We start from the raw sequence: 12,778 nt of genomic DNA, 5'->3' as shown, positions 1-12,778 counted from the left end.
ACAGATCCCTTTTAAAATAGAAATATTCAACAACATATCCAATCATTCCCCATGATCTCCAGCGTATTACAAAGTTCTTGAACACTATGCAAAACGCTGAAGTTATTATGATTTCATTTTTGTTGTATTTTACAATATTTAAAGACACACTTATTTTTCAATTTTACTATAAAAAATTTGTGGCGCACTATTCCAAACCCACTTTTTGATATCAGGTGTCATCGCGATAACGCTATATTTTTGAAAGATAAACGCATAAGGTCCTTTTTGCATCAGTTCACGTTGTAAATCAGCATAAAGTTGCGCTCGTTTTTGCGGATCTTTTTGAAATAACGCCTCTTCAACTTTTTGATTCATCTTGGCATCAAAATACCCATGCTGCCAACTAGGATAGGCGGTATTTTTTGCCTCAAACCGATTATCAGGGTTATAAACAAGACGTGAAGCCATTGTATGGGGATCCGCAGAATCGTTATTCCATCCGACAAAAATCGTATCAAAAGCCCGAGCATAAAGTTTGGAAAACAACTGTGTACCTGCCAAACGCTCAATTTTAAGACGCACCCCTGCCTGTGCGGCACTATCTTGAAGTGACTGAGCAACCAACAGCCTATAAGGAGCATTTGAGACAAGAAAATTTGCCTCAAATCCGTTCGGATAACCGGCCTCTGCTAAAAGCTGCTTGGCTTTTGCAACATCAAATGTAAAGGGTTGTCCTTCTTTTTCATCCAGAGCCCCAAAGTTACCAAGAGGAATAAAACTTGCCCGTGGAACACCAATCCCTTTGAGAAGTTTCTTGCCAAGACCTTCATAGTCAATAAGATAACGCATCGCCAAGCGTACTTTTTCCTTAGCAAAAATGGGATTTGTCATGTTAAATCCCCAATACATCATGGATGGCTCTAACACTTCTTCGATTTTAACATCTGTTGTTTTTTGCAGATCTGCAAGATCTTCAGGGGACAAATCACGAGCAACATCAATATCATGCTTTTGCAACAATAAACGTTGTGTTCCAGGCTCCATAACATGGCGAATGAGAATCTGCTTCAATTTAGGCGCCTCGCCCCAATAATGGGAACTCGCACGTAACAAAAGCGCTTCTCCAGGGCGCCAACTTTTTAACTGATAAGGACCAACACAAGCAGCATGACTCTTCAAATACTGATTTCCCAGATCGCCATCTTTTTCGTGCTTCATAATTGTCTTACGATCAAGCAAAGCTGTTGCTGGACTTGCAACAATATTATTAAGAATAAGCTCTGCCGGATAAGGCTTATCAAATTTCATCACCACTGTTTTTTCATCAGGGGCTTGCAAAGCATCATCAACATTTTGCTCTGTAATTCCATATTCATTAAAAATTGCCGCATTGGTCATCTTCAATTTGACAATCCGCTTCATACCCCAAACAAGATCATTGGCATTGGCTGATCGCCCATCATTAAACTTCAAACCATCACGCAAATGAAAAGTAATCACCGTACTGTGATCATCCCCTGAAACATCCCAATGTGTAGCTAATGCCGGAACCATTTTAGCAGGATCATCCGTTGCGGTACTGACCAAACTATCACAAACATTGCGGACAATTTCACTTCCATAAACATCACTAAGTTGAGCGGGATCAAATGTACTAATTGAATCAATATTCCAAGCCATCACAAGGGTGTCAGCGGGAGTTTTTGCTGAAACCTGTTGTGCAACCATCCCCAGTGCTATAAAAGCAGAAACAAGAGAGCTGCTATTCTTTAATATTTTTTTCTTCAAGTTCATAGACTTTTCCTTTTAAAGTTTATTATATAAATTTCCCACACAACAAGCACATGCTTAATAATAAGGTTAGATGATCCATAAGCGCCTCAAACTAAAGTATTAAAACCTTCAAACAACACCACTTACCAACCACGCCTTCTGCCCATACCTATAAGCCAAGACAAACCAAAACATGCAACAACAAACACTCTGACATACAATGAATGCTCCCCCATAACAGAGCCATTCATGATGTCATAACGCCTACGATTGAAGATTATAAAACCACTATTTTCTCTCTTTTGTCGGGCAAGCGTGTCTCTTCTTTCCTCTCGTCTTTTTATGCCATCAAAAGACTCTTCCTCGTTAGCTTAAGCGCCTTAATAACAAAGAGCTCTAATAACAATTTGACATTTTAACAAAACAGGAAAATTCACCCATCAACCGACATGATCTCCTCCCCCTACAAGAGGAATTTTGAATTTTTCCATAATCCTCTGCCAAATAACAGCTTTTAAATTATATTTTATTTCTAAATAAAAGGAGCATGGCCCTCTGATATTCTTTTACACACCCGCACATAACAAAACTTTTTCCCACATCGTATTTTAAATACCTTTGCTCCTCTAACAACACTTACTTCATTGCTTACATTTTTTCAGCAAAAAATATCTTTTCAATGCACTAAGGTTGAAATACCTAAATATAATACCTATATAAGCACACCCTTATCAGAATAGATAGTCTTTTTTTAAGTAAAATGCCTTGAAATATTATTTCTATACACAACAATAATAAATCTGTTATAAAATCTTCAATAGACTAGAACTCTTATCCTAATACGAAATATCGAAACGCTATAAAACTCCCCTACAAATTCTCAGAAACGAAAGGATATCTCTTCATTTAATGAAAAAAGCGCCATGAAAATATCGCAAAAAAGGCAAGAGAACGCGCGTATATTTTAAAGCACTGATATTACACCAGTACTAAAGTGATGCACTCCAAAAAAGTAAGAAAAAATAAAAGATCTTTCTCCTTTATGACAATGACATCACTGTACTATGATGATACAATAAAAAACAAGATATTCGAAAGTATATTAAAATGAACCGAAAGAAAAAATTGTCAGATTCTTTTCGTGCTTTTCTTGGAGGCACATTAAGCCACCATGTTAGTTTAAAATTGCTCATCCTTTCATTTTTTATTGGCATCATAATGAATTTTTTGGGATGGACACCCAAAAGTCTCATACAGAAAATTATAGATTTTTTTCAGTCTCTATGGGCAACAGGATTTATAACGCTCACAAACTTCTTTCATATCACCATGACGGGAGCGATTGTTGTTGTGCCTATCTTTCTTATCTTACGCATTTTTCATAAAAAATAAAATCCTCAACATTTTCCTTGCGCTAGTCTTTTCGAAAAATCAAACGACATAAAAATCCTGTGGTAACAGCAATGATCACCGCAACAATAGCATATAAGAAACGATACTTATGTGCTGCGTAAAAAATTGTATAAGCGATATGTGCTTTAACAATTTCAAGAGTCGTTGTTGTACTATCAATAAACTGACCATCACGAAAAAGATAAGCACGAACCTTATAATGTCCAACAGGAATATTGGTTGGTAAACGAAAATGTGCAGTAAAAAGCGTGTCAGAACCAAAACGAACACCCCCTACTTCCTCATAATAAAGGCTTTTGGCTTTTTGCAGTTTTATAAGTTCATCGCGAAAGATCTGTATTTTTTTCTGATCTTTTTCATCCGTCTGCAATGGCAAATAAAGTAATCCTAACCCCAAGCGTTTATAATCTTCAACACTCGTAATATCGTCAATTTCACGTGTTGTAACCATAGAGTAAAAAAGAGGAACCTTTTTAAAAATAAGAGAATCTGTATTAACCCAAACACCGGCATTACGTTTTTTTTCTCGCATCACCATTGTCCGATCTTGTCCCTCCAAGCTCACAACAACATCATAACGGTTTTGTCGAGCATATAACGGATCAATATTTTCCAAAACACCAGCAATATAAAGATCACGACCAGCAAAATTTGCATCCACAGTGATCGTATTTGTTGTTACGATAATTTGAACAGTTTCGTGATCAACTTGATCAACGAATGTCGCTGTCGTCCCAACATGTGACCATGTAGAAAAAGAAACAAAACAAAAGCAACTTGTAATGATGCATAAAGAAAATAATCTACCCATTTTTATCTCATAAGAATATCCAGAGAGAAAAGATTATCGGGGCGTATAAATAATTGAAAAGCAAGACGCATACACACAATCAACACCAAAAACGCAAGTGCCATACGCAATTGTTCCGCCTTTAACTTCCGTCCAGCCCGTGTTCCATATTGCGCACCAATACTTCCTCCCAGCATTAATAAAAAAGCCAGGACAATATCAACGGACTGATGAGTCATACTTTGTAAAACTGTCGTGAAAGAAGACACAAATGTGATCTGAAAAAGTGAAGTTCCAATCACCACATTGGTTGGAACACGCAGAAGGTAAATCAATGCTGGTACCATAAAGAACCCCCCACCAATTCCCATAATAGAAGACAACAACCCTACAATGAGACCAATCCCTAAAACTGGAATAATGCTGACATAGATCATAGATGTCCGAAAACGCATTTTTAACGGTAAGCGATGAATCCAGTTATGTCGACCAGCAAGACGAATATTGGCTTTTCCTGCCTTACGCTTGCGCATCATATCATACCAACTTTCAACAATCATCAAGCTTCCTACACTTCCAAGAAGAATCACATAAAGAAGAGAAATCATTAAGTCTAATTGACCTAATTTTTTCAAAACAGAAAAAATCTGAATCCCGATTAAAGATCCCCCCCCTCCTCCAATCGCCAAAAGAATACCAAGTTTGATATCGAGCGTACGTCTTCTAAAATGGGTAATCGCCCCTGTTACAGATGACGCAATCATCTGATTTGCACCTGTTCCAACAGCAATAGCAGGAGGGATATTATAAAAAATCAATAAAGGAGTGATAAGAAAACCGCCCCCAATTCCAAAAAGACCAGAAAAAAAACCAGCAACGACTCCCATACCAATCAAAATCAGCATATTGAGAGACATTTCAGCAATTGGTAAATAAATACTCACTTACAGAACCTTCAAGATAATCTGAGGCTTTTTAACAATTGAGAGAATCTTTCTCCAAATTATCCTCTTTTCCAATAATCTCTGTTGCGTGTTTAAAAGAATAATTTTAATTACTATACAACTTTCGCATAATCCACGAATGCGCAATACATTTCACATCTATTAACATCAACATCATAAAAACTAAAAAAAACGCGCTCCTTTTAAAACGCTGTAAAGACATAACGTTATCGCTACCATAAATGCAACGGTTAAAAAACAAAGAACACTTTTTTTCACCACATGAGATAAAAACGAAACACTCTCTTGAGACTGCGCCTTTAAAGAAGAAAAATCATTCTCAATGCCACGATTAGGCACCTGAATACCCATATCCTTTTTTTCTATCGAAGCACGCTCTACGGCTCCCTCAACCTTTTTAAAAGAAGGCTTCATAGTATCACTTGGCAAAGAGTTTTTATTTTCTTTCTGCGCCACATTTTTAACATTTGTTTGGAGTGGAATTACACCGTTTTGTCTCGAAAAATTTTGAACCTTTTGAAGTGATAAGCGTTCTTTATTTCCCTCATATTCCATATGAGCAAGTTTCTGTACAACAGAATCAGGAAATTCTGAACGAGGTCCACGTTGTGTTAGTGCTGCTTCTTCTAAGCTCTTTTTTTCACTCTGTAAACTTTGAACAATTGTTTTAATCTGCTCTAAAGATTCAAAAAGCTTTTTTTCCCTTTGACGACGGATATAATATTCAGCCAAAATGGCCCGACTAATATCATCTAAGTAAGATTTAAAATGCTCTTCTAAAGCCCCCTGCTCTATCAAAGAACGGGAAGAATGCTTCATTTGCATTTGTGCATGAACAGTGCGTAATTTTTGAGCAATATCCGACATCGTTACATCCATAGGCGCATCCGTTCTCTCCTTCTGTTCAATAAAAGAAGAGAATTTATCATTCCTAACCTGATTGATCGGCTGGTCGATCGTATGACCCTTCGTATTCACAAACGCTTACCCCTCATTAACCTTTTTGAAAAGAATCGCACAAATGATGAATAAAGTGTGCTCTATTTTAGTAAATAGAGCTTTAAGAACGCCCAAAAACTTTTTTGTTAGAAATATTTCGCCCCAATCTTTATTTAAAATATTTGAAAGAAAAATCTCTATTTTTTTGTCCTCAAGATTTGAAGAGCAAAATCATTCCCCCATTTTTATTTTTTTCACTTAATTTTTTCATTGCCTAAAGCCCCTGATGCGCCATCATAAACAGAGCATATAAAATGAAAAAAATATTCTCATAAGACAGAGTGATTTTTTTACTTTTTATTCAAGCAAATAAGGCAATTATGGCAATGCAAAAGATATGAAGATTGAAAATGACAACAAGAAAGTACAAGTAAACGTAAAAAAAGCTTATATGATAGAAAACACAAGTTATAAATAAGACTGCATTCTAAACAATTTTGTTTCTTATGAGTATTGCTATAAACTTGTAATCATACAACAAAGAGGATCATCATGAAAATAATTGTCGCTGTCAAACGTGTTGTTGATTATAACATCAAAATACGTGTCAAACCCGATAGCACAGGCGTTGATCTGTCTCACGTAAAAATGTCTATGAATCCTTTTGATGAGATAGCCGTAGAGGAAGCAATTCGCCAGAAAGAATCCGGTAAAGTTTCAGAAGTTATTCTTGTTTCAATCGGACCAGAAGCAGCCCAAGAAACTCTACGAACAGGACTTGCAATGGGGGCTGATCGCGCACTTCTTGTCACCACGGATCAAACACTTGAACCCTTAGCAATTGCTAAGATTCTCAAAGCCATAGTTGATGAAGAAAAACCTGATATGGTCTTTTTAGGAAAACAAGCGATTGATGACGATAGCAACCAAACAGGACAAATGCTCGCCGCTCTCCTTGGGTGGGGACAGGCAACTTTTGCCTCACATCTTAACATAGAAAATGGGCATGCTACAGTTATTCGTGAAGTTGATAATGGAACACAAACCCTTTCTCTTCCCCTTCCCATGGTTATGACCGCCGATCTACGGCTCAATGAACCGCGTTACACCTCTCTCCCTAATATCATGAAAGCAAAAAAGAAAACCATTGAACAAAAAGCGCTGACTGATCTTGGCATCGATACGAAAGCACGCTTAACAATTTTAAGCGTTGAAGAACCCAAACCCCGTCAATCCGGTATTAAAGTAGCTAATGTAGGAGAGCTTGTCAGTGCGCTAAAACAAAAGAACTGCATTTAATATTCTCACCACTAGAGTAAAAGCAACACTTACATAAAAGGGTAAAAACTTATGGCAATTCTTTTATTGGCTGATCATAATACAGAAGAAACAGCAAAAGCTCTCACGGCTGCGCGTGCACTCAGTAATGAGATCGATATTTTGGTTTGCGGAGAAAAAATTCAAACGATAGCGGAAAACAGTGCTAAACTTGATGGTGTGCGTCAAGTTCTTATTGCAAAAGCAGACTATTTAGCCCATCAACTTGCCGAGCCTATGGCAGATACAATTCTCACGTTAGTAAATGATTATGATGTGATTATGGCAGCATCCAGCAGTACTGGGAAAAATGTGATGCCGCGCGTAGCAGCTCTTCTTGATCTTATGCAAATTTCAGATATTACCGCCATTCTTTCACCCGATACCTTCAAACGACCAATTTATGCAGGCAATGCATTTGAAACTGTACGCACCAATGATTATAAAAAAATTATAACAGTTCGCACCGCTTCTTTCACCCCAACGCCTTCCCAAAATAATTCTGCTCCCATTAAAACAATAACCCCAGCCCCCAATCCAAATCTTTCTTCTTTCGTAAAAGCAGAAACCAAGAAAAGTGATCGTCCTGATCTCACCTCAGCTCGTGTTATTATATCAGGCGGACGTGGTCTTGGTTCTCAAGAGAAATTTATGGCACTACTTCTTCCTCTCGCAAACAAATTAAATGCCGCTTTGGGCGCCAGCCGCGCAGCAGTGGACGCAGGCTATGCACCCAATGATTGGCAAATTGGACAAACAGGAAAGGTCGTTGCCCCTGAACTCTATATCGCCGTCGGCATTTCCGGTGCAATCCAGCATTTAGCCGGTATAATGGATGCACAAATTATTGTTGCCATTAATAACGATGAAGAAGCTCCCATCATGCAAATTGCCGATTATGCTCTTGTAGGTGACCTCCATCAAATTATTCCAGAATTGGAGAAAGCTTTATAAACCATGAAAGCACCTCTGCATGACCAGCGTGAAAGTATGGAGTTTGACATAGTCATTGTCGGAGCAGGACCTGCAGGGCTTTCTGCCGCAATTCGTTTGAAACAAATTAACCCTGAGCTTTCTGTCACAATTGTTGAAAAAAGTACCGAAGTTGGTGCCCATATTCTCTCTGGCGCAGTTATTGACCCCATTGGTATCGATACACTCTTACCAGAATGGCGAAATGACAATGATCATCCCTTCACGACCCCTGTTACCCATGACCAGTTTTTTTTTCTAAAGCCTCAAAAGGCTACAATATTTCCCAATATTCTGCATCCCAAAATCTTATCAAATGACGGGTGTTATATCGTTTCGCTTGGAAACGTTTGCCGCTGGTTAAGCAAAAAAGCTGAAGCATTGGGTGTTGAAATCTATCCTGGTTTTGCCGTAACACAGATTATCCAAAACGATAACAAAGCGATCATTGGTGTTCTCACCGGTGATATGGGGCTTAACAAAGATGGAACTCCTGGAAAAAATTATATGCCTGGAATGGCTTTATTGGCAAAATATACTTTAATTGCGGAAGGAGCACGCGGCTCAATTGCAAAACAACTGATACAACATTTTAATCTTAGCAAAAACCGTGATCCACAAAAATTTGGTCTTGGTCTCAAAGAGCTCTGGGAAATTGATCCCCACAAACACCAACGCGGTTTAGTGCAACATTTCACCGGTTGGCCCTTAGACAATAATACCGGTGGTGGTGGCTTTATTTATCACCAAGAAAACAATATCATTTCTGTCGGTTTTGTTGTGCACTTAGATTACAAAAATCCTTATCTTTCTCCCTTTGAAGAATTTCAACGTTTTAAAACACATCCAAAACTCTATAAAATCTTTAAAGGTGCAAAGCGTCTTTCCTATGGTGCACGTGTTATCAGCGAAGGAGGTTGGCAATCTGTACCAAAACTCACCTTTCCTGGTGGGGCACTTATTGGCTGCTCTGCTGGATTTGTCAATGTTCCTCGTATCAAAGGATCACACAATGCCATCTTATCTGGCATATTAGCTGCCGATAAAATCGCTACCGCTCTTGCTCAAGGGCGTGCCCATGATGAGGTTAAAGAAATCGAAGAACAATGGCGAAAAGGGCTCATTGGCAAAGATCTTTATAAAGTGCGAAATGCCAAACCGCTCTGGGCAAAATATGGGACAAAATATGGAATTAAACTTGCTGGTTTTGATATGTGGTGGCAACAACTGTTCGGATTTTCCTTATTTAAAACACTCTCCCATGGAAAGGAAGATTATGCATGCCTTGAACCAGCAGAAAAATTTCAACCCATTTCTTACCCAAAACCAGATGGCGTTATAACCTTTGATCGCCTTTCAAGTGTTGCCCTTTCCAATACGCATCATGAAGAAAATCAACCTTGCCATTTAAAAATAGCCTCATTAAAAAAGCAAAAGGACTCTGAATATGCAATCTACGGAGGACCTTCCACAAACTATTGCCCCGCCGCTGTCTACGAGTGGCTAGAGGATAATGATCATCTGACTTATATGATAAACGCTTCAAATTGCATACATTGTAAAACATGCGACATCAAAGACCCGAACCAAAATATCACTTGGACCTGTCCGCAAGGTAATGAAGGCCCCTTCTATCCCAATATGTAACCCCCGCTAATGATCATTGTTCTTTTTGCTAAAATTGAAATCTACAAAACACATTGAATAAAAATATTTCCTCAGATCATAAATCTATCAATCACGTTCTTTCACAGTGTAAAATGGACTCTATTCTCAATATAAAAGACTCTCCCCACCGTATGACTTTTTTCAATAAAAAACATAACATATTTTTATAAAAAATTTTTTATCTTAATAACAAAACAAGAATGAAGATATCTTAACCATTCTGCTATAAAAATACAGACTCTACTCTCAACAGTCTGTACAAAGACAAAGCTGTAGCTCCACTTTGCTCCCTCCCCCATGATTCAAAATGTTTTTAGCCTCCTCATAAGAAAACTCAATCGTTTCAAAAAGCCAAGAATAAAACCCATGGAGATATGCTTCGAGTTTGTTTTATCTCCTATCCTTTGCCAAACAATTTTCACTAAAGAAAACCACGGATGAATGTAGAAAAAATAAAATATTGCATACACAGAGCATGCTTATTTAATCACTCTCAATATGTTTCTACTGATAAAGACATCCCAAAATCTGAGTATCACATCAACTTTTTACGCTCAAATCAAGGGGGGCTATACATTGTCTTGCATCTAACCTTTACAGATGTAATGCAAAGAATGTGTAAAAACACCATAAGAATAAAAAGCCATAAGCGCTATCATTATTGGAAATAATATCTGACAAAGCCCAAATGTCTTTCCAATTCATGACCATTCTATTACGCGTTTTATAGTGTATTTTCTTTATAAAGCTTGTACTTTCGCTGTAACTTGTAAATCAACATCCAAATCGAACACAAGCGGCATATATGTAAAGAAAGATAAAGGTGAATGAAAGCGAGTCATTCCAGCTTTTGTATCCTGAGCAAAAATCTTGCATATTCTATTTGAGTAATTCCTGAAACGAAAATACTGCTTCATTGAGTAAGAATATGAAGTCTGAAAGGAAGAAATTCGTTTCCATCTTTATCATCATCTTTGTCATGCGATTTTACGACTTTCAAAAACATCACACTATCTTTTAAAAAAGAGAGATCACATATTGTCCCTGCTTTTATGACCTGCATTTTTTATAGGAGCATATCCTTCAAAAAAATAAAACGCCTAAAATTAAAACAGACTTGTGTTGTTTATTTATGGATTTATTTTTAAAAGATAGCTCTCAAGACATATCGAACAATTCTTTCGTGACAAATCTTGAGAAAAATATCACGTATTCTCGTCAATGAATAGTTCCATAACGCAATAAAAAGTATAAACCGGCAGCATCACTTTCTTTGCTAACTCCAATGTTGCGATAGCCTTTGCTTTAAGAGAGCTCAAAAAGGCATTTTACTCCTTTTTTACTCGTCTTTAACGACACACAAATCCTCCTTGTGATGCACATAAATGATTTTGATTCATTGATGATAAAAGGCGTTAAAATGAGATAATTTTACGATATTTAAGGCGCCTACTCTATAGGCAAAAAATAATAAATTATCCATTATAAATCAAATAATTAAGATAAAAATAAATCTTAAAAGTTTTTAAGATATTCTTTATATCTGTTAAGGGGGAAGAGAATAGGACAAAATGAAATATTTTTCTAAGAAAGGCTTATATTTGATCAATAACGATATAGCGAGTTGTTTGTGTTTTAAAAGGATCTGCTTACGTTTACTCAGAAGAACAGTTTGAATATCAATGGAGTATTTGAAAGATGGGCGTTATGGAAATAATCGAGAAAGTTTAGCTTGTAAAAGAGCACAACCAAGCGTGAAATATAGGCACAGGTAAAATTGTTTTTTGTTCTCGAAGGAAAAACTTTATAGAAAATTATAGAGCTGATAAGATATTGGCTACATCTGGAATCTGTTTTTTTGAAAAAGATCATGCTGAAAAACAGATGATAATGTTAGTGAATATGAAGGTAAAACTATTGTATTGTGGGAGTATCAACTATTCGAGCAAAGTAAGCCTTTGTAATGATAAAAAATGTACTGGTAAAAAATGAACAAAAATGGCTTATAAAGCTTATGAGTATGAATAAAAATCTTGTGTGAGGGGAATTTGATGAAAAGAAAAGAGCATGTGTGAAAGAGCATATTTTATAGGTGCGCATGCTTATTCTGCCCCCGTTATAGAACCAGGGCTTTATCTTGTAGCAACGCCTATCGGAAATCTTGCAGATATTACGCTTCGTGCTTTGCAAGTGCTTGCAGGAATTGATATTTTAGCGTGTGAAGATACGCGGGTAACACGTGTTTTGTTGCAACGTTATGGTATTCAGAAAAAAACTTTTCTCTATCATGAACATAATGCGCAAAAAGCGGGTCCGAAGCTCTTAGCCGCTTTGGCAGAAAACAAAACGGTAGCGCTTGTTTCCGATGCGGGAACGCCACTTATTTCTGATCCCGGATTTCGATTGGTAGAAAAGGCACGTAAAGCTGGTCATAAAATTATTCCGATCCCTGGAGCATCAGCTCTTTTAGCCGCTCTTATACCGACAGGGCTTCCTACGGATAGCTTTTTCTTTGCAGGTTTTTTGAGTGCACGCAAGCGACAGCGTCAAAAACGATTGGAACAATTAAAAGAGATTCCAGCGACTTTGATTTTTTATGAATCACCGCATCGTCTTGTTGAAACTTTACAGGATATGGTCACGCTTTTTTCGGCTGATCGACCTGCCGCAATTTGTCGTGAATTAACAAAAAAATTTGAAACAGTGGATGCTTCCAATTTGGGGAATTTGTTGGAATCTTACAAAAAACAATCACATATTCGTGGAGAAATTGTTGTACTTGTTGGAGAATCATCATCTTCTTTAAACGTAATGAGTGATCAAGAAGTTGATGAAATGTTATTAGAACTCTCGCGGACACATTCTGCTGCTCAGGCAGCAGCTTTGGTTGCAAAAAAGACCGGTTTTAAAAAGCAGGAACTTTTTCAGCGGTTAAATTTTTTAAAAAATGCATAAAATT

At 37.3% G+C, this 12,778-nt stretch carries 9 protein-coding genes; 5 read left to right on the top strand and 4 right to left on the bottom strand.

The window, feature by feature from the left end; translation table 11 throughout:
* Positions 1–150: 150 nt before the first annotated feature.
* Positions 151–1,776, bottom strand: coding sequence for an ABC transporter substrate-binding protein (locus ACFILZ_RS07975; protein WP_375610801.1), 1,626 nt, complete (start codon positions 1,774–1,776; stop codon positions 151–153).
* A gap of 1,086 nt (positions 1,777–2,862) precedes the next feature.
* Here ACFILZ_RS07975 and ACFILZ_RS07970 point away from each other — a divergent pair.
* A complete protein-coding gene (locus tag ACFILZ_RS07970) occupies positions 2,863–3,147 on the top strand; it encodes a DUF6460 domain-containing protein (protein ID WP_375607286.1) in 285 nt (94 codons plus the stop codon).
* A gap of 22 nt (positions 3,148–3,169) precedes the next feature.
* Here the strand turns inward: ACFILZ_RS07970 and ACFILZ_RS07965 are convergent, their stop codons facing one another.
* The 3 genes from ACFILZ_RS07965 to ACFILZ_RS07955 form a co-directional block, all read right to left on the bottom strand.
* Positions 3,170–3,979 (bottom strand): TIGR02186 family protein, encoded by an 810-nt coding sequence (locus ACFILZ_RS07965; protein ID WP_375608511.1) that lies wholly within the window; start codon positions 3,977–3,979, stop codon positions 3,170–3,172.
* 2 nt (positions 3,980–3,981) lie between these two features.
* The gene (locus ACFILZ_RS07960) at positions 3,982–4,902 is read right to left on the bottom strand and encodes a sulfite exporter TauE/SafE family protein (RefSeq protein ID WP_375607288.1); all 921 of its coding nucleotides are present in this window, start codon (positions 4,900–4,902) and stop codon (positions 3,982–3,984) included.
* 183 nt (positions 4,903–5,085) lie between these two features.
* A complete protein-coding gene (locus ACFILZ_RS07955; protein WP_375610802.1) occupies positions 5,086–5,901 on the bottom strand; it encodes a hypothetical protein in 816 nt (271 codons plus the stop codon).
* Positions 5,902–6,414: 513 nt separating this feature from the next.
* On the opposite strand from ACFILZ_RS07955, the gene ACFILZ_RS07950 reads away from it, so the two are divergent.
* The 4 genes from ACFILZ_RS07950 (at position 6,415) to rsmI (ending at position 12,774) form a co-directional block, all read left to right on the top strand.
* A complete protein-coding gene (locus ACFILZ_RS07950) occupies positions 6,415–7,161 on the top strand; it encodes an electron transfer flavoprotein subunit beta/FixA family protein (protein ID WP_375610803.1) in 747 nt (248 codons plus the stop codon).
* Positions 7,162–7,212: 51 nt separating this feature from the next.
* Positions 7,213–8,133: an electron transfer flavoprotein subunit alpha/FixB family protein gene (locus tag ACFILZ_RS07945; protein WP_375610804.1), complete on the top strand. Its 921-nt coding sequence runs from the start codon at positions 7,213–7,215 to the stop codon at positions 8,131–8,133.
* Between the two features lie 3 nt (positions 8,134–8,136).
* Complete coding sequence (locus ACFILZ_RS07940; RefSeq protein ID WP_375610805.1) at positions 8,137–9,798, top strand: 4Fe-4S dicluster domain-containing protein; 1,662 nt, start codon at positions 8,137–8,139, stop codon at positions 9,796–9,798.
* A 2,088-nt stretch (positions 9,799–11,886) separates the two neighbouring features.
* Positions 11,887–12,774, top strand: a complete 888-nt coding sequence (gene rsmI, locus ACFILZ_RS07935; RefSeq protein WP_375607293.1) for a 16S rRNA (cytidine(1402)-2'-O)-methyltransferase — start codon at positions 11,887–11,889, stop codon at positions 12,772–12,774.
* Positions 12,775–12,778: the final 4 nt, after the last annotated feature.

It is taken from the genome of Bartonella sp. AP40SXNS, assembly GCF_042195825.1.
Lineage (GTDB): Bacteria > Pseudomonadota > Alphaproteobacteria > Rhizobiales > Rhizobiaceae > Bartonella.
The sequence above is the reverse complement of the archived record's forward strand: the minus strand, read 5'-3'. Positions and strand labels throughout refer to the sequence as shown.